Raw genomic sequence first — 19,025 nt, forward strand, 5'->3', positions numbered from 1 at the left:
CAAACCGGCTCCAGGCGATGTGGCGTTTGCTTGCCATGAGTGGTGGAGTGTGGCTAGGTCCGCCTCACCGGTCCGGCATAGGCCGTGATTTGCCTGCAGCATCCGCCGCCCGCCCCGAGGGACGCGCGACGGATGCTGCAGCAGTTTGAGATAGCGCATGACACGTTCCGAAGATCGCCCCCGATTTTCGTGGTCATGCGCAGGGACCCGAAAGGAAGCCGTTCTGGCGATCGGCGTTGACAGACTACGAATGAATCCGCTGGCGCGCTTTCTTGCGCTGGCCGGCTTCGCCGTGGCGCTGGCGAGCTGCCAGATGTTCACGCCGCCCGAGGTTCAGGAATCCGGCTTCCAGCCTTCCGACAGGCCGATCACCGTCGACAATGTCGCCGCCAACAGCAAGCTCGCCGAACTGGCCAAGGCGCAGCATCCGCGCATCCTGGCCACCTATGGCGGCGAATATTCCGATCCCAAGCTCGAGCGCATGGTCGCCAAGGTGGTTGGCAATCTGACCGTCGTGTCGGCCAATCCGACGCAGACCTATCGCATCACCATCCTGAATTCGCCCAACGTCAACGCCTTCGCGCTGCCGGGCGGTTATCTCTACATCACGCGCGGCCTGCTGGCGCTGGCCAACGATTCGGCCGAGCTGGCCGCGGTCATCGCGCATGAGATGGGCCACGTCACCGCCAATCACGGCCTGCAGCGCCAGCAGCTGGAGGCCGAGGAAGGCCTGGCGACCAAGGTGGTTTCCGATGTGCTCGGCGACAGCCCGACCGCCAAGGCGGCGCTGATCCGCGGCAAACTCAGGCTGGCGCAGTTCTCGCGCAACCAGGAGCTGGAGGCCGACGCCATCGGCATCAAGTCGATCGGCGAAGCCGGCTACGATCCTTTCGCCGCCGGCCGCTTCCTGCAGTCGATGTCGGCCTATACCGACTTCCGCTCGATCAGCGGCGCCACCGATGCCAGCCTCGACTTCTTGGCCACCCACCCCAACACCCCGCAGCGCATCGATCTGGCGCAGCGCCATGCCCGTCAGTTCGGCGCACCCGGCGTCGGCACACGCGACCGTGATTCCTTCCTCGCCGGGATAGACGGCTTGCTCTATGGCGACACGCCCGAGGAAGGCTATGTGCGTGGCGAGACCTTCCTCCATCCGGGCCTTGGCGTGTCCTTCTCGGTGCCACAGGGCTTCATCATCGACAATTCGGCCGCGGCTGTGACAGCAACCGGGCCTGGCGACATGGCCATCCGCTTCGATGGCGTGTCCATCGACAAGAACCGCGCGCTGACCGACTATATCCGCAGCGGCTGGGTGGCTGGCCTCGACGACAGCAGCGTCAAAGAGGAGACGATCAACGGCAACGAGGCGGCGACCGCGCATGCCGGCGCCGAAGGCTGGCAGTTCGACATCGCGGTGATCCGCGCCGGCGGCCAGGTCTACCGGCTGCTGACTGCGGCACCATCCGCCAGCACCTCCCTGGATACCGTAGCGCGTTCGGTCAGCGGATCGTTCCGTATCCTCAGCGCGGCGGAAAAGGCGGCCCTGAAGCCGCTGCATATCCGCGTCGTCACCGTTCAGCCCGGCCAGACGATGGGTTCGCTGTCCGCCCAGATGGTTGGTGTCGACCGCAAGCTCGACCTGTTCCGCGTCCTCAATGCGCTGTCGCCCGGTGCCGCGGTCTCGGCCGGCGACAAGGTCAAGATCGTCACCGACAAGTAAGACGTGTGCCGCCGGTCAGGCGGCAGTCGCCAGAAACTCCGGGTTCTGCTTCACCAGCGCGACCTTGAGCTTTTCCATGGCGCGCGCCTCGATCTGGCGGACACGTTCCTTGGAGATGCCGAGCGTCTCGCCAAGCGCTTCCAGCGTCGCACCCTCGTCGTTCAGCCTGCGTTCTTCGATGATCCTCAGCTCACGCGCGTTGAGCGCGCGAAGCGCTTCCCTCAGCCAGAGCGAGCGGCGCGCGACATCGATCTTGTCGCCGACGATCTCGTCGGGCAGCGGATCGTCGGAGACCAGGAAATCCATCCGCTCGGTCGAACCCGCGTCATCGGCAATTGGCATGTTGAGCGAGGAGTCTGGCGCCGACAGCCGCGAATCCATCATCGCCACGTCAGCCTCGGAGACGCCGAGTGCCTCCGAGACTTCGCGGTAAAGCGTTGCGTTGGACAGTGGTTCGGCGCCGTTGGCCAGCCGCGCCCGCAAGCGTCGAAGGTTGAAGAACAGCGCTTTCTGCGCCGAGCTGGTGCCGCCGCGCACGATCGACCAGTTGCGCAGGATGTAATCCTGCATCGAGGCACGGATCCACCACGTCGCGTAGGTTGAGAATCGCACCTCGCGCTCGGGCTCGAAGCGGGCGGCGGCCTCAAGCAGGCCGACATGACCTTCCTGGATCAGATCGCCGAGCGGCAGGCCGTAATGACGGAATTTGGAGGCCATTGAAATGACCAGCCGCATATGGGCAACCGTGATGCTGTGCAGCGCGTTCTGGTCGTTGTCCTCTTTCCACAGTAATGCCAGCCGATGTTCTTCGTCACGTTCGAGGTAGGGAGCCCTCATTGCCGCGCGGACCATGATCCGTCCTGCCGTGTCTTCCATCATGAGGCGCTCCCTGGGTCAGGCGATGCGGATGACTTTGCAAACTTGGCAGGCGCCCGGGTTGAAATCGCGGCGTCGTGCCCTAGAAAATCCAAAACGTGCCATGCATGAGAATGGTTCCGTGGCTGTTGGTGGCTGGATTGGGCTGCTGGAGGGATTCCGGCGATGATCCGCGATGCCCTCGATCTCCGCCAAAAAACGCTATTTCGAGAATCTGGTTTCAGAAGTCGGTTATTTTTGAAATCCTGTTCCTTATTTTTCCGACTTGTATCTGTCAGTTTCCAGCGCTCACAACATGCCGGACAGCCGGCCAAGGACGGGATCACAGAAAAATGAAATGGCTCAAGTCGCTTATCATCGCCGGAACGCTGCAGGCTCTGGCTGTTACCGCCGGTCATGCCGGCGCCAATCTCGACCAGATTAAGCAGGCAGGCGTCATCAAGGTCGGCACGGAAGGCACCTATGCGCCGTTCACCTATCATGACACGTCCGGCGCACTGGTAGGCTTCGACGTCGAAATCGCCAAGGCGATCGCCGACAAGCTCGGCGTCAAGGCCGAGTTCCTCGAAGGCAAGTGGGACGGGCTGATCGCCGGCCTCGATGCCAATCGCTATGATACCGTCATCAACGAAGTCGGCATCACCGACGCGCGCAAGGCCAAGTACGACTTCTCCGATCCCTACATCGCCTCCAAGGCGGTGCTGATCGTGCGCGGCGACAACACCGACATCAAGACCTTCGCTGATCTCAAGGGCAAGAAGTCGGCGCAGTCGCTGACCTCGAATTTCGGCAAGCTCGCCGAGACCAATGGTGCCGAGCTCGTCGGCACCGACGGCTTCGACCAGTCGATCCAGCTGCTTTTGACCGGCCGCGCCGACGCCACCATCAATGACAGCCTGTCGTTCCTCGACTTCAAGAAGCACAAGCCCGACGCCAATGTGAAGATCGCCGCGCAAGAGGAAAACGCCGACTATTCCGGCGTCATCGTGCGCAAGGGCGATCCGGAACTGGTTGCGGCGATCAACAAGGCGCTGGCCGACATCAAGGCTGACGGCACCTACAAGAAGATTGCCGACACCTATTTCGGCCAGGACGTTTCGAAGTAATTTTTGAGGTGAGGCCGGTCGCCGGCCCATGCGATATCAAGCGGCGAGCCGTCTTTGACGGTCCGCCGCTTTTGTCGTGATATGCCGACAACATTCGCGCTTTGATGAAGCCGCCTCGACCATTTGGAGGTCTTACGTGCCGCACTGGCTGCAACTGATGCTGGAGTCGCTGCCCTCGCTCTTGTGGGCGGCGCTGATCTTCACCGTGCCGCTGACGCTGCTTTCCTTCGTTCTCGGCTTGACGGTCGGTCTGGGTGCAGCACTTGCCCGCCTGTTCGGGGCGAAGCCGCTGGTCGCGCTTGTGCGCTTCTATGTCTGGATCTTCCGCGGCACGCCGCTGCTGGTGCAGCTGTTCCTGATCTTCTACGGCCTGCCGTCGGTAGGCATCCTGCTTGACGCCTTCACCGCCGCGTTGATCGGCTTTACGCTCAACATCGGTGCCTACACGTCGGAAATCATCCGCGCCGCAATAGGCTCGGTGCCGAAGGGCCAGTGGGAAGCCGCCTATTCGATCGGCATGACCTGGAGCCAGGCGATGCGGCGCACCATCCTGCCGCAAGCTGGGCGGGTCGCTGTGCCGCCGCTCTCCAACACCTTCATCTCGCTGGTCAAGGATACGTCACTGGCCGCCGCGATCACTGTGCCGGAAATGTTCCAGGCGGCGCAGCGCATCGTCGCCACCACCTATGAGCCACTGATCCTCTATGTCGAGGCGGCGATCCTCTATCTGGCGATGAGTTCGGTGCTGTCGGCCCTGCAGACGCGGCTGGAAGGACGACTCAACCGCTATGGCGGCTTCCTGGAGGCGCGCTCATGATCGGCCTCACCAACATCGAAAAGCGTTTTGGCGACAATCTCGTACTGAAGGGCGTGACGGTCGCCATCGCCGAAGGCAGCGTCACCGCGCTTGTCGGCCCATCCGGCGGCGGCAAGAGCACGCTGCTGCGCTGCATCAACCTGTTGGAGATTCCGACCTCCGGTACGGTGCGCATCGGCGACGAGACGCTCGAATTCCGCCCTGGCGGCAAGGTCGCGGCCAGGGATATCCAGCGCTTGCGCCTGCAGACCGGCATGGTGTTCCAGAACTTCCAGCTTTTTCCGCATCGTACCGCGATCGAGAATGTCATGGAGGGGCTGGTGACGGTGCTGAAATGGCCAACGGAGCGCGCACGCGAGCGGGCGCTGGCCCTGCTGGAAAAGGTCGGCATGGCGCACAAGGCCGACGCCTGGCCGGCAACCCTGTCGGGCGGCCAGCAGCAGCGCGTGGCGATCGCCCGGGCGCTTGCGCCGTCGCCGAAGGTGCTGCTCTGCGACGAGCCGACGTCAGCGCTCGATCCGGAACTGGCGCAAGAGGTGGTCGACGTGCTCGGGAAGCTGGCCAGCGAAGGGACGACCATGGTGATGGCGACGCATGATCTGCGCCTCGCCTCCAAGATCGCCCAGGAAGTGGTGTTCCTCGATGCCGGCGTCATCGTCGAGAAAGGGCCGGCCGGCGTGCTGTTCGGCAATCCGGAGCACCAGCGGACCAGGCGTTTCATCGCAACGCTGAAGCAGGAGGCGGAAAAGGAAAGTGGAGGCGACGCGTAGGCGCGGGTATCCCCCAACGTCATCTTCCCGAGAAACAAAAACCCGGCGCGAGGCCGGGTTTTTCATGACTTCAAAGGCGAAGAAACTCAGGCAGCTTCTTCCTGCTCGGCTTCCTCATTGTCGGCCTTGGCGCCGCGCTTGGGGCCCTTGTTGAGATTGACCTCGATCAGGCGCACGGCTTCGGTCTCCGACATGCGGTTGACGGCCGCGATCTCGCGGGCCATGCGGTCGAGCGCCGCCTCGTAGAGCTGGCGTTCGGAATAGGACTGCTCCGGCTGGTTGTCAGCGCGGTAGAGGTCGCGCACCACTTCCGAGATCGAGATCAGGTCGCCGGAATTGATCTTCGCATCATATTCCTGGGCGCGGCGCGACCACATGGTGCGCTTGACGCGGGCGCGGCCCTGCACGACCTTCAGCGCGCGCTCGACATAATCCTCCTCCGACAGCTTGCGCATGCCGATGGAGGTCGCCTTGGCGACCGGCACCTTCAGGCGCATCTTGTCCTTCTGGAAGTCGATGACGAACAGTTCCAGCTTGTGCCCAGCTACTTCCTGCTCGTCGATCGAGACGATCTGGCCGACGCCATGCGCCGGATAGACGATGTACTCGCCAGTCTTGAAACCGTGACGCGCAGCGGTGGACTTCTTCTGCGGGGTGATCGTTGCCATTACGCCCTGGACTCCTTGTTGTGGTACCGGCGTCCTGCCGGCCCGAACTCGCGCGATCGGGGAAACCGATCGTTAGCCGCACAACAGATGAACCCATCGGAAAAAGCCGGGACCGGCCAACCGCAATAGTGCGACCGCCTGGCCCAGATCGCTCTGGTCCGGAATGGGATTTTCACCTTTCAGTGATTTGGGGCGTCTGCGCCATAAATCGACGTTGTGTCACCGGCATGTTTGGCTGATGTAACACAAAAAGTCGGAAGAATCAAGGTTTTGCTGCGGAAGCGAAGGCCACAGCTTAGCGCCGCCTGTCAAGGCGGTTCATGCGACGGGCCTCTTACCTAGCGTAATACCGGCCTTTGCGGCCGTGTTGTCAATCGCCTTCGCCGGGCTCGGCGGAGAAGTACTTCTCGAACTTGCCGGCCTCGCCGTCGAAGGATTTGGCGTCGGCCGGAGGTTCCTTCTTGGCGGTGATGTTGGGCCATTTCTCGGCGTATTCGGTGTTGACCTGCAGCCATTTGTCGAGGCCCGGCTCGGTGTCGGGCTTGATTGCGTCGGCCGGGCATTCCGGCTCGCAGACGCCGCAGTCGATGCACTCGTCGGGATGGATGACGAGCATGTTCTCGCCTTCGTAGAAACAGTCGACCGGACAGACTTCGATGCAGTCCATGTATTTGCATTTGATGCAATTGTCGGTCACGACATAGGTCATCGGTCGGCTCCGCGAAGTCCCATTTTTGTTGGGCTTTTTCCGTGAGGTAACGCCTTTGTCCGCCGCATGCAAGGGCAGCCTTTGCGGGTGCTGCCGGCGTTCCGGAAATGGAATTCCAGACGGCAGGTCCAGCGGAAGCCTGTCACGTCCTGCAGAGTACGTTGTTTGCCGGGTTCAGCCTTTGTTTTGTGCGTGTCGTTGCCGCAAAATCACCGCGCACATTTGGGTGACCTAGGTCAGTCCTCGCCGAGCAAGCGGTCGGTCTGGCGGCGTTCCTTCTTGGTCGGGCGGCCGCTGCCGGCCTCGCGCAACGCTGGAATTGCATCAGGCGGGGCTTCGCCCTTCGGCGCGGGCGGCGGCGAGATATCCTCATACAGCGTGCGGGCTTCTTCGGCAGGGCCGCGCCGCACACCGGGGTTCAGCACCTTCCAGACGAAGATGCGCCGCTCAAGGGTAATGGTCAGCACGTCGCCAGGCTTGACCATGTCGGAGGCCTGCGCTGCTTTGTCGCGATTGATGCGCACGCGGCCGGCGACCACCAGTTTCGCCGCCAGCGAGCGCGATTTCACGGCGCGGGAGAAGAACAGCCACTTGTCGATGCGCTGGCGGTCTCGGGCAGCCGTGGGGGCAACCATCGCAGCGAGCCGGGCCTACTTCTTCAGCTGGTCGCGCAATGCGGCGAGCTTGGCGAAGGGCGAGTCCGGATCGTAGCGCACCGGGCGCTCCTCACGCGGCTTCGGCTGGAAGGCGGGCTTTGCGCCGCCCTTGGCCCGATCGGGGCCGCCCCCCTTGCCATCTGGCCTGCCACCCTTCCAATCAGGCCGGCCATCGCGGCGGTCGGGACGCTCGCCTTGCGGCCGGCCCTCACGCCTCGGTTCGCCTTCGGCCTGTGGCTTGGGCTTGAACTTCGAGCGATCGAAGCGCGGCTTGCCGGCCCCGTCGCGCCGTCCCTCGTGGGCCGGACGTTCTCCCGGCGTGGCCGCCGTCTGCGCGCCAGCGGCATCGGCCGGTGCATCGCTTCGGCCGCGAGCGGCCGGTCCGTTGCGTGGGCGATTGTTGCGGCCGTCGCGGTTGCGCGGGCGCTGCTCGAAACGGCCCTGACGCCACAACAGGATGGGTTTTGGCGCCTCGGCTTCAGGAGCGGCCTCGCCGGCGGCCGCTTCGGCCACGACAGCAGGCTGCTCTGGTGCCGCTTCCGTCGCGGGCGCGGCTTCGGAAATTGGCTCTGCAGAGGCGACCGCGACAGGCTCGGCTTCCGCCTCTGGCTCCGGAGCCAGCACGGGTTCGGCAGGCACTCCGGCGATGGCCTCCGGTGCGGCCTCTTCCGTGGCTTCTGCTGGAACTCCGGTTTGTTCTTCCGCGACAGGCTCGGCTGGCGCTTCGGTGGTGGATTCTTCAGGAATTTCAGCGACAGCTTCAGCAACGGCAGCCGGCTCCGACGCTTCGACCGCTGCCGCCGTGGCTGCGTCCGTTGCCTCGGCTTCAGCTGCCTTGGCCTGCTCTGCTCGTGCCGCCTCTTCAGCCGCCAGCTTCGCAGCCGCCGCTTCGCGCGCGGCATTGTCCTGCGCTTCGAGCCGCGCCTTGACCTCGACCGCCGGCTTCGGCTCGGCACGGTAGCCGAGACCTTTCAGGATCTCTTCCATGTCGTCGGCGGTGGCGCCAAGGATCGACATCATCGGCGGCGTCACCATGAAGGACTGGCCGTCATAGGCGCCATCCGGCCGTTGGCCGAGGCCAGGCTTCCAGTTGGTCGCCGGACGGATCAGATCCGCCAGCCGCTCCAGAATGTCGATGCGCACGGCGCGGCGGCCGAGATTGCGGTAGCCAGCAAGCTTGTAGAAGCTCTTGTCGAAGGTCGGATCGATGACCACTGAGGTGCGGCCAGAGGCGAGCGCATGGACCACGTCGCCAAAGCCGGGCTTGTCCTTGCCGTCGTTCTTCAGCGCCCACAGCAAGGTCACCAATCCGGCGGGCGCAGGCTTGATCAGCGCCGGCACGAAGACATGGTAGGCGCCGAAGCGCACACCGAGCCGGCGAAGCGCGGCGCGGCCTTCCTGGTCGAGCGACTTCATCTCCTCGGCGATGTCGCGACGGTTGATGAGGCCGAAATTCTCGACCAGCTGGAAGGCGATGCCGCGGCCGATGCCGGCAATCTGGTGGGCGTTTTTCAGGTCGACAAGCGGCTTCAGCAGCAACTCGATCTGGAAATTGACGAAACGTTCGGCACGCGCCGCGACCTTGTCGCGCGCCGGGCCGGTCAGTTGTTCGTCGGCCAGCAGCACCAGGCGTGGCTTCAGCGCGTCTTCCCCAGCGACCAGCGTGCCGATCGGGGCGCCGATCCAGCGCAGCGTGCCGTCCGAGCCGAGCGCGATGTCGCCATTAGCGCAGGCGCCGAAGCGTTCGGCACGCGCCTCGAATTCGGCTGCCAGCGCCTTCTGGGCGGCGGTGCGCACGGCCTTGGCGTCTTCGCCGCCGGCGGTCTGGTCAGCGGTGAAGCGGAACCCTTGCAACTCGCCGACATGATGGCCTTCGACAAGGACGGTTCCGGTGGGACTAATTTCGGCTTCAGGCATGGTATTTTCTCTAAGGCGCCGCATGAGGACGGAAGTCCTGCGGTCTACGAAGCGTTTCGTCAACCGCTCATGCAGCGCATCCGACAATCTGTCTTCGATTTCGCGCGTCTTTTCCTGCCAGTGTGCCTGATCGGCCAGCCAGCCGGGCCGGTTAGACACGAATGTCCAGGTGCGGATCTGGGCAATGCGATGCGAGAGCGTGTCGATGTCGCCCTCGGTGGTGTCGGCACGGCGCACCTGCTCGGCCATGTAGTTTTCGTCGACATGGCCGTGCCGGGCGAGGTCGGTATAGATCGAAGCAATGAGGTCGGCATGCTGGGCCGGCGCGATCTTGCGGTAGTCGGGCAAGGCACAGGCTTCCCACAGCAGCGCAACGCGTTTGGCATCGGTGGCAAGTGCGCGGATGTCCTCGTCGCGCGACAGGTGCTCGAGTGCCTGCGCATCGACGGCAGGCAATGCCCGCGTCAGCCCCTCGACCGGGGCGTTGGTCTCGATCGAGCGCTTCAGCGCGTCGAGGCTGGCGAAATCGAAATGCGCGGTGCGCCACTGCAGCACCTTCACCGGATCGAAGTCATGCCCTTCGATCTTCTTGATCAGCTCTTCGTCCAGCGGGTCGACCTGGCCAGTGACACCAAAGGTGCCGTCGCGCAGATGCCGGCCGGCGCGGCCGGCGATCTGGCCGAGCTCGGCCGCCGTCAGGTTGCGGTACTGATAGCCATCGAACTTGCGGTTCTGGGCGAAGGCGACGTGATCGAGATCGAGATTGAGCCCCATGCCGATGGCGTCGGTGGCAATGAGATAGTCGACATCGCCGGCCTGGAACAGCGCCACCTGCGCGTTGCGGGTGCGCGGCGAGAGCGCGCCGAGCACGACGGCGGCACCACCCTGCTGACGGCGGATCAGCTCGGCGATGGCATAGACCTCGTCGGCGGAGAAGGCGACAATCGCCGTGCGCCGCGGCAGCCGCGTCAGCTTCTTGGAACCGGCATAGGCAAGATGCGACAGCCTTGGCCGCGTCACCACCGAAACACCCTTCAGCAGGCGCTGCAAGATGCCGTGCATGGTGGCCGCACCAAGCAGCAGCGTTTCCTGGCGGCCGCGCAGGTGCAGGATGCGGTCGGTGAAGATGTGGCCGCGCTCGAGGTCGCCGGCAAGCTGCACCTCGTCGATGGCGACGAAGGCGGCATCGGTCTCGCGCGGCATGGCCTCGACGGTGCAGACCGAATATTTGGCGCCGGCCGGCTGGATCTTTTCCTCGCCGGTGATGAGCGCCACCTTGTGCGCGCCGACCTTCTCGCAGACGCGGCTATACACCTCGCGCGCGAGCAGCCTGAGCGGCAGGCCGATGATACCGCTGTCGTGCGCCACCATGCGCTCGATGGCGAGATGGGTCTTGCCGGTGTTGGTCGGCCCAAGCACGGCGGTCACGTCGCGGCCCGACAGGATCAGCGGCTCGGTGTGTTTCGGCTGAATGTTCATCGACCTGGAAATAAGGCTTTCTGGCCTCTCGTTGTCGGGAGCGTGCCTTAAGTGGCGCGCATGACAGGCGACACATAAGGATTTCGAGCGCGAAGCGAAAGCGGAATGTTCCACCGGCGGCTCGAAGTCGACTGTGTCACGCTCCAGATCGGTTGCGGATTAACAGTTGGAACGAGTCTGGAACGAATAGGCGACGAATCAGTGACTCGACCAGATTCAGCTTTTGTTCACGGCTACATGTGGATTTTTCGACCCCGAGTCTCACCACATGCTGAATCATGGAACTGGCCCGTTTCATGCAGGGCGAGCTTTGTCGTTAACCTTTGCCGGCGAACAACTATAGCCGCTTGGTGCGCCTCACCCAAGGTTATGAAATTGTTGATCTTTCCTAATCCGTGTTAAGGTTTTGGCAGGCGATTCCGGCTGCCATCGTTAACGTTCCGCTCAAAGCCGGAACGAATCGGCGACGAATCAGCGATGCCCGAATATTCCCGTTTCGTTCACCCCAATATCTTGTGTTGTGAACAGCTTATCCACCGAGAATCCACAGGTTGTGATGGGTGTATCGCACAGGCCAGCCGACGGCTGTTAACCTCTGCGCGCTGGATTGTGGCAGGGACCGGCCGGGCGCGTCGAAAGTACAAAGCCGCCAACGAAAAACGGACCGGTTTCCCGGCCCGTCGATCTTGCTGCCCAGAGCGACGCGTCTCTTTTATCTTGACGCAATTCCGGACGGAAACCGCTCCACACTTTTCCTGGAATTGCCTCAGGCGAAATATTGACCGCCATTGGCCGTGATGGTCGAGCCGGTGATGAAGCCGGCATCTTCGGACGCGAGGAAGACGACGCAGCGCGCGATCTCTTCCGGTTCGCCGAGGCGGCCGACGGGAATCTGCGGGATGATGCGCTCGTTGAGCACCTTCTCGTCGATCGCCTTGACCATTTCGGTGGCGATGTAGCCGGGGCAGATGACGTTGACGGTGATGCCGGCGCGGGCACCTTCCTGGGCAAGGGCCTTCGAAAAGCCGATGTCGCCGGCCTTGGCGGCGGAATAGTTGACCTGTCCGGCCTGGCCCTTCTGGCCGTTGATCGAGGAGATGGTGATGACGCGGCCGAACTTGCGGTCGCGCATGCCGCTCCACAGCGGATGCGTCATGTTGAAGACGCCCGACAAATTGGTGTCGATGACCTCTTTCCACTGCTCGCGCGTGATTTTGTGGAACATGGCGTCGCGGGTGATGCCGGCATTGTTGACCAGCACCGAGACCGGACCGAGGTCGGCCTCGACCTGCTTGATGCCCGCGGCGCAGCCATCGTAGTCGGCGACCGACCATTTGTAGACAGGAATGCCGGTCTCGGCCTTGAATTTCGCCGCAGCGTCGTCATTGCCGGCATAGTTGGCGGCAACCGAATAGCCGGCGGTCTTCAATGCGATCGAGATCGCCGCACCGATGCCGCGCGATCCGCCCGTGACGATTGCTACCTTGCTCATGCGTTTCCCCTTTTTGGTATCGCCCTGTTGTCGGGCTTGGCAGGCACTGGATACTGACCGCTAAAGCGCGTCGCGCTGAAATAAATTCAGGCGACGCACTTTGGCTGTTTGTTTTTATGCATGTCGTCTTCCCAAAACCGCTGCACACTTTTGGGCGTGCATTCGCGCCGCCGGTCAGTGATATCGTTTAGAGCGCTTCCACGCACATGGCGACGCCCATACCGCCACCAATGCAGAGCGTGGCGAGGCCTTTTTTGGCGCCACGGCGGCGCATCTCGAAGACCAGCGTGTTGAAAACGCGAGCGCCGGACGCACCGATCGGGTGGCCGATGGCGATGGCGCCGCCATTGACGTTGACGATCGAGGGATCCCAGCCCATGTCCTTGTTGACGGCGCAGGCTTGCGCGGCAAAGGCCTCATTGGCCTCGACCAGGTCGAGATCGCCGACCGACCAGCCGGCCTTTTCCAGTGCCTTGCGCGAGGCGGGGATCGGGCCGGTGCCCATGATCTGCGGATCGACGCCGGCGGTTGCCCACGACACGATGCGCGCCAGCGGGGTGATGCCGCGCCTCACGGCTTCCGCTTCGCTCATCAGCAGCGCACCAGCGGCGCCGTCGTTGATGCCGGAGGCGTTGGCAGCGGTCACGGTGCCGTCCTTGTCGAAGGCCGGCTTCAGCTTGGTCATGGCGTCGATCGTGGCGCCGTGGCGGATGTACTCATCCTGGTCGACAATTGTGTCGCCCTTCTTGCCCTTGATGGTGACGGCGACGATCTCGTCCTTGAATTTGCCGGCCTTTTGTGCGGCCTCCGCCTTGTTCTGCGAGGCGAGTGCGAACTGATCCTGATCGTCGCGGGTGATCTGGAACTGGCGAGCTACGTTTTCGGCGGTGTTGCCCATGTGGTAGCCGTTGAAGGCATCCCACAGTCCATCCTTGATCATGGTGTCGATCAGCTTGAAGTCGCCCATCTTGACGCCAGCGCGCAGGTGCTGGGCATGCGCCGAAAGCGACATCGATTCCTGGCCGCCGGCGATGATCACCTTGGCATCGCCGGAGGTGATCTGCTGCATGCCGAGTGCAATGGCGCGCAGGCCCGAGCCGCACACCTGATTGAGGCCCCAGGCGGTGGTTTCCTTCGGCAGGCCGGCATTGATCGATGCCTGGCGGGCCGGGTTCTGACCCTGAGCGGCGGTCAGCACCTGACCGAGGATCACCTCGTCGACCTCGCCCGGTTCGACACCGGCACGCGACAGCAATTCCTTGATGACAACGGCCCCGAGTTCATGCGCCGGCGTGGCGGCGAAGGCGCCGTTGAAGGAGCCGACCGGCGTGCGCGCGGCACTGGCAATGACGATGGAAGCGGACATTTTCTTCTCCAGACTTCAAGGGTGTTGTTCTGTCGTTGAGGACTTTTCTTGCCCTTTCCAGAACCCAAGTCAAACCGGAAATGGGCATGGCGCCCATGCGCGGCAAGCAGGTCGCGCCTTGCGACGGCGGTTGCTGCGCAGCATTATTTTGCCCGCTATGCAGCATTTAGTGATCCCGCACTGCACAAACTGCTTGGAATTATGAGGCTTTTGCGCATATCCTCAAAAAAGGCACAATCGTTACCGGCGGCTTACTCTGGGCGCGCCGGTGTCCCCGGGAGGATGCAGATGGCCGCGAAAGACGATCCGATCATCATCAAGAAATACGCCAATCGCCGCCTCTACAACACCGGCACCAGCACCTATGTGACGCTCGAGGACCTCGCCGAGATGGTCAAGAAGGGCGAGGAGTTCACCGTTCAGGACGCCAAGACCGGCGACGACATCACGCATCCGGTGCTGACGCAGATCATCTTCGAGTTGGAGAACAAGGATGGGCAGAACATGCTGCCGATCCCGTTCCTGCGCCAGCTGATCGCCTATTATGGCGACCAGATGCAGATGATCGTGCCGAGCTTCCTCGAACAGTCGATGCTCGCCTTCTCCAAGGAGCAGGAACGTTTTCGCGAGCAGATGAAGGGGGCGATCGGCAAGTCGCCGCTGGACATGATGAAGATCGCCACGCCGATCAAGGCGCTGGAGGAGCAGACACGCCGCAACATGGAAATGTTCCAGAATGCGATGCGGCTGTTCACGCCGTTCCCACCGGCCGGTTCCGGCCCGTCCGCTGCGCCGACGCCCGAGCCGGCCAGGAAGGAAACGCCGGAAAAGCCTGACGACCTTCAGGAACTGAAGGACCAGATCGCCGCCATGCAGCGCAAGCTCGACACGATGTCGTGAGCGTTTCGGAGCGAAGATCCGGTAGCTCGCGCACAGTGCTATCGCGATGCTACGGCAGCACTCCTTCATAGCGGCCGCGCGGCCTGATGATACTTCCGCTCGTTATCTGTTCGACCGTGTGGGCGGCCCAGCCGACGCTGCGTGCGAGCGCGAACAGGCGGAACGGTGCATCGCGCGGCAAGCCGAGGCTGCGCGCCAGCACGACCAAAGCGAAGTCGATGTTCGGGCGTGCGCCGGTCGCGGCAAAGGCCGCATCGCGCATCGATTGCGAGAGATCATCGATGTCGATCGCGCTCAGCAATGCCGCCGCCCGCGGATCGCCGTCGGGATAAAGCGGGTGACCAAACCCCGGCAGCGGCCGGTCATGGTCAAGCCAGCGCCGGATCGCCGCATCGGCGCCGTGCCGCGCCGCATCCTCGGCCAGTTGCATCACCGCTTCACCGGCGCCGCCATGACGTGGCCCCGATAGCGTCGCCAGGCCCGCCAGAAGGCATGCGGCCAGCGACGCCCCGGTCGAGGCCGCGACGCGGGCGGCGAAAGTCGATGCGTTCAGTTCGTGGTCGGCGAGCAGGACAAGCGCGCGGCGGATCGAGTCCGCTCCCGTTGCATCCACCGACCAGTCCTGCGCCAGCCGTTGATGGACTGGATCCGACCCCGCCGATGCACCCAGGGCGCCGGCCAGCATGCCGACAGCGTGCGCGGCATCGGCATGCAGCGAGGTGGTGCTGCGCCCGAGCGATGGGCGCCCCTGGCCGGCAAGCACGGCAAGGCGTGCAAAGGCCGAGGCTCGACCGGCTTGATGGGGCGCATCTGGCGACGGTGCTGTGAAAACCACCGGTCCAGACAGAGCCCACAGCACTGCAGCAGTTTCTTCCAGTGTGGCACTCGCTGAAAGCGCTGCGGCGTCCTGGCCCCGATAGACAAGATGACCGTGAAAGACGGTCGAGATCGAAGTGACGAGCGACGGTTCCCCCCAGGCGATGGCGCTCTCGGCGATGGCCGCCGGGCTCCGTCCGCGCGCCCGGCGGGTGGCCAATGCGGCAATGTCGTCGGCGCGATACTGGCTGCGGCGTGGGTCGGTCCGGTCGGGCCGCATGCCGATGCGGCCACGGCTGACATAGGCGTAGAGCGTCTGCGGCCGCACCCTGAGCCTTTCCAGCGCCTCTTCCCGTGACAACCATTCCGACAGGACCCGATCCTCCAATATATTGATTCTATTGATCAAGATTGATGAGCATGTTGACTAGCCTTATCTCCGATCGGGGAACGGTTCAAGGAGACAGGCTATGGCGAATGGGCTCGATGACGTGGTGGCGGCGGAAACCGTCCTCTCCGACGTGGACGGTCTCGGCGGCCATCTGACGATCCGGGGTCATTCGCTGCCGGAACTGGCCGGACGCTGGCGTTACGCGCAGGTGGTTCGCCTGCTGCTCGACGGCTTTTTCGATGATCTTCCCGACGACGCCGAATTGGCGCGAGCGCTGGGCCAGGCGCGTGCGGAAGTGTTCGAGCGGCTCTTGCCCTCACTGCCCTTGCCGGCATCGCTCGATGTCTACAGCGCCATGCGTGCTGGGATTGCGCTGCTGCCGGACGGCGAAACGTGGACGGACGCCTTACTGCTGATCGCTGCGCCGGCTGTGCTGACGCCGGCCTTGCTGCGCCTGCAACACGGTGAGAAGCCAATCGCACCGGACAGCCGGGCCGACCATGCCGCCGACATGTTGAGGATGCTCAACGGCGGCGCTGCCTCGCCGGCGCTGGCGAAGGCGCTCGACACCTATCTGGTGACCGTCTGCGACCATGGCCTCAACGCCTCGACCTTCGCCACCCGCGTGGTCGCGTCGACGCAGGCCGGCCTGACATCGTGCGTGCTGGCCGGGCTCGGCGCACTCAAGGGGCCTTTGCATGGCGGTGCGCCCGGCCCGGTCATCGAGATGCTGGATGCGATTGAGGCGCATGGCGATGCCGCCGGCTGGCTGCGCGACGAGGTCGCGCATGGCGAGCGCATCATGGGGTTCGGTCACCGGATCTACCGCGTACGCGATCCGCGCGCCGACGTGCTGAAGGCGGTTGTGCGGCAACTCGGCAGCCAAGGCGAAACCGGTCGCCGACTGGCTTTTGCGGAGACAGTGGAGCAAGCCGCGCTCGACGTGCTGCGGATCGCCAAGCCGTCGCGCTCGCTGCAGACCAATGTCGAGTTCTACACCGCGCTGCTGCTCGAGGCGGCGGGCTTTCCGAAGGAGGCATTCAGCAACGTCTTCGCCGCCGGGCGTGTCGCCGGGTGGATCGCCCATGCCCGCGAGCAGCAGACGACCGGACGGCTGATCCGGCCGCAGTCGCGCTATGTCGGGCCGGTGCCGGACCTCGTCGCCTGAAGCTTCGCTTTTGCAGAGCGGGGCGGCCCGCCGAAGGACGGAGCGATCCGGCCGATGTGCTTCCGGCGAGGGGCTGCGCGGTCGCTCATGACAAAAAGTTCATCTCGCTGCATAAATCCCGCCGCTGTTATTGCGTCGCATTGAGCATATATGCTGCACTGCAACATAAGCTCACTCTTGCCGCAACCAGAGGACTCCACCCTTGGCCGCCAGAAAAACCGCAGTTATCACCGGCTCCACATCGGGCATTGGCCTGGCCATCGCTCATGCCCTGGCGGCTGAAGGCCACGCCATCGTCGTCAACTCCTTCTCCGATACGGCCGCCGACCACGCCATCGCCGATGCGATCGCCAGGCAGCACGGCGTGAAGACCGCCTACATCAAGGCCGACATGTCCAAGCCGGGCCAATGCCGGGCGCTTGTCGCCGAGGCGGCCGAGACATTCGGATCGGTCGATATTCTCGTCAACAATGCCGGCATCCAGCATGTCGCACCTGTTGAAGACTTCCCGATCGAGAAGTGGGACGCCATCATTGCCATCAACCTTTCATCGGCATTCCACACCATTGCAACCGCGATCCCGCTGATGAAAAAGGCCGGGGGCGGCCGGATCGTCAACATCGCCTCGGCGCATGGCCTGGTCGCGTCGCCGTTCAAATCGGCCTATGTCTCGGCCAAGCACGGCATCATGGGATTGACCAAGACGGTTGCGCTCGAGTTGGCGCGTGAAAAGATCACCTGCAACGCCATCTGCCCCGGCTATGTGCTGACGCCGCTGGTCGAGGCGCAGATCCCCGACCAGATGAAAACCCACAAGATGGACCGCGAGACAGTCATCCGCGAGGTCATGCTGGACAAGCAGCCGACCAAGGAATTCGTCACGGTCGAGCAGATCGCGGCAGCGGCGGTGTTCCTGTGTTCCGACGCGGCGGCGCAGGTCAACGGCACGCATCTCTCGATCGACGGCGGATGGACCGCGGCGTGAGGGGCGAAATTTTCTCACCCACCCAAAGGGACAGATCAAGGACGACGCCATGACGAAAAACGGCAAGGCGGAGGAGACGAAGAAGATCAACATCGCGCTTCAGGGTGGCGGCTCGCACGGCGCCTTTTCCTGGGGCGTGCTCGACCGGTTGCTGGAGGACGGCAGGCTGGAGATCGCGGCGGTGTCCGGCACCAGCGCCGGTGCCATGAACGCGGTGGCGCTGGCCGACGGCTTCGTGCGCGGCGGGGTCGACGGCGCGCGGCAGAAGCTCGACGATTTCTGGCGTGCGGTGGCGGCAAAGGGCCGGTTCAGCCCGGTGCAGCGCATGCCGTGGGATGTCGCCTGGGGCAACTGGTCGATCGAGAACACGCCGGGCTATTTCTTCTTCGACACCATGTCGCGGGTGTTTTCGCCCTATGTCGCCAACCCGCTCGGCCTCAACCCGCTGCGTGACGTGGTGCAGCAGGAGATCAATTTCACCAATGTGCGCGCCTGCAAGTCGATGGAACTGTTCATTTCGGCAACCAATGTCGAAACCGGACAGTTGCGTGTCTTTTCCGATGGCGAGATCGATCTCGACACGGTGATGGCCTCGGCCTGCCTGCCGCAATTGTTCCGCGCCGTCGAGATCAAGGGCGTTCCCTATTGGGACGGCGGCTATGGCGGCAACCCGGCGCTTTATCCGTTCTTCAAGACGGCGGCGACCGAGGATGTGCTTCTGGTGCAGATCAATCCGGTGGTGCGGGAGGGAACGCCGAGGAGCGCCAACGAGATCCAGAACCGCATCGACGAGATCACCTTCAACGCCGGTCTGTTGCGCGAATTCCGCTCGATCGCCTTCGTCAAGGAACTGATCGCCGCCGGCCGTCTGCCGCATGGCGAATACCGTGACATCCGCATGCACCGCATCGATGCCGACGAGGCGTTCAAGGACCTGTCGGCGTCATCGAAGGTCAATGCCGAATGGGCGTTCCTGACCTATCTGCGCGATCTCGGCCGCACCGCCGCCAGCGACTGGCTGGAAGAGAACTACGATGCCGTCGGCAAGCGGCCGACGCTCGATCTCTCCGGCGAACTCGATGACGGCTTCAAGCCGGTGCGTGGTCCCGCACCCGGCCGGCGGGTCAAGGAATTCCTTGCGGCGCGCAAGAAGCCCGAGGCGGAACGCCGCCGGGCTTGACCGAAATCT

The 19,025-nt window shown here is 63.7% G+C and carries 16 protein-coding genes; 8 read left to right on the plus strand and 8 right to left on the minus strand.

Features of this window, described 5'->3' with window-relative positions; all coding sequences use genetic code 11:
• The first annotated feature begins 250 nt into the window (after positions 1–250).
• On the plus strand, positions 251–1,720 hold the full coding sequence (locus AC1RZR_RS07835) for a M48 family metalloprotease (protein WP_481828159.1): 1,470 nt from the start codon (positions 251–253) through the stop codon (positions 1,718–1,720).
• A 15-nt stretch (positions 1,721–1,735) separates the two neighbouring features.
• On the opposite strand, the gene AC1RZR_RS07840 is transcribed toward AC1RZR_RS07835, so the two are convergent.
• Complete coding sequence (locus tag AC1RZR_RS07840) at positions 1,736–2,599, minus strand: RNA polymerase factor sigma-32 (RefSeq protein ID WP_379095331.1); 864 nt, start codon at positions 2,597–2,599, stop codon at positions 1,736–1,738.
• Between the two features lie 329 nt (positions 2,600–2,928).
• Between AC1RZR_RS07840 and AC1RZR_RS07845 the strand changes: the two genes are divergently transcribed.
• The 3 genes from AC1RZR_RS07845 to AC1RZR_RS07855 all read left to right on the plus strand — a co-directional run bounded on the left by AC1RZR_RS07845 (position 2,929) and on the right by AC1RZR_RS07855 (position 5,289).
• Complete coding sequence (locus tag AC1RZR_RS07845) at positions 2,929–3,702, plus strand: amino acid ABC transporter substrate-binding protein (RefSeq protein WP_477269215.1); 774 nt, start codon at positions 2,929–2,931, stop codon at positions 3,700–3,702.
• 136 nt (positions 3,703–3,838) lie between these two features.
• Complete coding sequence (locus AC1RZR_RS07850; protein WP_477269217.1) at positions 3,839–4,519, plus strand: amino acid ABC transporter permease; 681 nt, start codon at positions 3,839–3,841, stop codon at positions 4,517–4,519.
• A complete protein-coding gene (locus tag AC1RZR_RS07855; RefSeq protein ID WP_477269219.1) occupies positions 4,516–5,289 on the plus strand; it encodes an amino acid ABC transporter ATP-binding protein in 774 nt (257 codons plus the stop codon). Before AC1RZR_RS07850 ends, AC1RZR_RS07855 begins: the two co-directional genes overlap by 4 nt.
• 86 nt (positions 5,290–5,375) lie before the next feature.
• Here the strand turns inward: AC1RZR_RS07855 and AC1RZR_RS07860 are convergent, their stop codons facing one another.
• The 6 genes from AC1RZR_RS07860 to AC1RZR_RS07885 all read right to left on the minus strand — a co-directional run bounded on the left by AC1RZR_RS07860 (position 5,376) and on the right by AC1RZR_RS07885 (position 13,576).
• Complete coding sequence (locus tag AC1RZR_RS07860) at positions 5,376–5,957, minus strand: CarD family transcriptional regulator (protein ID WP_006327799.1); 582 nt, start codon at positions 5,955–5,957, stop codon at positions 5,376–5,378.
• Between the two features lie 370 nt (positions 5,958–6,327).
• The gene (fdxA, locus tag AC1RZR_RS07865; protein WP_013529180.1) at positions 6,328–6,666 is read right to left on the minus strand and encodes a ferredoxin FdxA; all 339 of its coding nucleotides are present in this window, start codon (positions 6,664–6,666) and stop codon (positions 6,328–6,330) included.
• 236 nt (positions 6,667–6,902) lie between these two features.
• On the minus strand, positions 6,903–7,301 hold the full coding sequence (locus tag AC1RZR_RS07870; RefSeq protein WP_477269222.1) for an RNA-binding S4 domain-containing protein: 399 nt from the start codon (positions 7,299–7,301) through the stop codon (positions 6,903–6,905).
• A 15-nt stretch (positions 7,302–7,316) separates the two neighbouring features.
• Positions 7,317–10,718, minus strand: a complete 3,402-nt coding sequence (locus tag AC1RZR_RS07875) for a helicase-related protein (protein WP_481828160.1) — start codon at positions 10,716–10,718, stop codon at positions 7,317–7,319.
• 766 nt (positions 10,719–11,484) lie between these two features.
• Positions 11,485–12,210, minus strand: a complete 726-nt coding sequence (gene phbB, locus AC1RZR_RS07880) for an acetoacetyl-CoA reductase (RefSeq protein WP_379095354.1) — start codon at positions 12,208–12,210, stop codon at positions 11,485–11,487.
• Between the two features lie 187 nt (positions 12,211–12,397).
• Positions 12,398–13,576, minus strand: coding sequence for an acetyl-CoA C-acetyltransferase (locus AC1RZR_RS07885; RefSeq protein WP_477269227.1), 1,179 nt, complete (start codon positions 13,574–13,576; stop codon positions 12,398–12,400).
• A gap of 288 nt (positions 13,577–13,864) precedes the next feature.
• Here AC1RZR_RS07885 and phaR point away from each other — a divergent pair, with 288 nt between their 5' ends.
• Entirely contained in the window at positions 13,865–14,476 is a 612-nt protein-coding gene (gene phaR, locus AC1RZR_RS07890; RefSeq protein WP_477269229.1) for a polyhydroxyalkanoate synthesis repressor PhaR, read from the plus strand.
• Between the two features lie 49 nt (positions 14,477–14,525).
• On the opposite strand, the gene AC1RZR_RS07895 is transcribed toward phaR, so the two are convergent.
• A complete protein-coding gene (locus AC1RZR_RS07895; RefSeq protein ID WP_481829038.1) occupies positions 14,526–15,665 on the minus strand; it encodes a citrate/2-methylcitrate synthase in 1,140 nt (379 codons plus the stop codon).
• 97 nt (positions 15,666–15,762) lie between these two features.
• Between AC1RZR_RS07895 and AC1RZR_RS07900 the strand changes: the two genes are divergently transcribed.
• The 3 genes from AC1RZR_RS07900 (at position 15,763) to AC1RZR_RS07910 (ending at position 19,016) form a co-directional block, all read left to right on the plus strand.
• Positions 15,763–16,851: a citrate synthase/methylcitrate synthase gene (locus AC1RZR_RS07900; protein ID WP_481828161.1), complete on the plus strand. Its 1,089-nt coding sequence runs from the start codon at positions 15,763–15,765 to the stop codon at positions 16,849–16,851.
• Between the two features lie 202 nt (positions 16,852–17,053).
• Complete coding sequence (locus tag AC1RZR_RS07905; protein WP_477269233.1) at positions 17,054–17,836, plus strand: 3-hydroxybutyrate dehydrogenase; 783 nt, start codon at positions 17,054–17,056, stop codon at positions 17,834–17,836.
• Positions 17,837–17,885: 49 nt separating this feature from the next.
• Positions 17,886–19,016: a patatin-like phospholipase family protein gene (locus AC1RZR_RS07910; protein WP_481828162.1), complete on the plus strand. Its 1,131-nt coding sequence runs from the start codon at positions 17,886–17,888 to the stop codon at positions 19,014–19,016.
• The last annotated feature ends 9 nt before the right edge of the window (positions 19,017–19,025 follow it).

The sequence above is a fragment of the Mesorhizobium bavaricum genome (assembly GCF_056781655.1).

Bases quoted from the DNA above. Each gene is read 5' to 3' on its own strand.
- AC1RZR_RS07900 (WP_481828161.1), top strand. From the start codon at position 15,763: ATGGCGAATGGGCTCGATGACGTGGTGGCGGCGGAAACCGTCCTCTCC.
- AC1RZR_RS07885 (WP_477269227.1), bottom strand. From the start codon at position 13,576: ATGTCCGCTTCCATCGTCATTGCCAGTGCCGCGCGCACGCCGGTCGGC.
- AC1RZR_RS07835 (WP_481828159.1), top strand. From the start codon at position 251: ATGAATCCGCTGGCGCGCTTTCTTGCGCTGGCCGGCTTCGCCGTGGCG.
- AC1RZR_RS07840 (WP_379095331.1), bottom strand. From the start codon at position 2,599: ATGATGGAAGACACGGCAGGACGGATCATGGTCCGCGCGGCAATGAGG.
- AC1RZR_RS07855 (WP_477269219.1), top strand. From the start codon at position 4,516: ATGATCGGCCTCACCAACATCGAAAAGCGTTTTGGCGACAATCTCGTA.
- AC1RZR_RS07845 (WP_477269215.1), top strand. From the start codon at position 2,929: ATGAAATGGCTCAAGTCGCTTATCATCGCCGGAACGCTGCAGGCTCTG.
- AC1RZR_RS07910 (WP_481828162.1), top strand. From the start codon at position 17,886: ATGACGAAAAACGGCAAGGCGGAGGAGACGAAGAAGATCAACATCGCG.
- phbB (WP_379095354.1), bottom strand. From the start codon at position 12,210: ATGAGCAAGGTAGCAATCGTCACGGGCGGATCGCGCGGCATCGGTGCG.
- AC1RZR_RS07870 (WP_477269222.1), bottom strand. From the start codon at position 7,301: ATGGTTGCCCCCACGGCTGCCCGAGACCGCCAGCGCATCGACAAGTGG.
- AC1RZR_RS07875 (WP_481828160.1), bottom strand. From the start codon at position 10,718: ATGAACATTCAGCCGAAACACACCGAGCCGCTGATCCTGTCGGGCCGC.
- phaR (WP_477269229.1), top strand. From the start codon at position 13,865: ATGGCCGCGAAAGACGATCCGATCATCATCAAGAAATACGCCAATCGC.
- AC1RZR_RS07860 (WP_006327799.1), bottom strand. From the start codon at position 5,957: ATGGCAACGATCACCCCGCAGAAGAAGTCCACCGCTGCGCGTCACGGT.
- fdxA (WP_013529180.1), bottom strand. From the start codon at position 6,666: ATGACCTATGTCGTGACCGACAATTGCATCAAATGCAAATACATGGAC.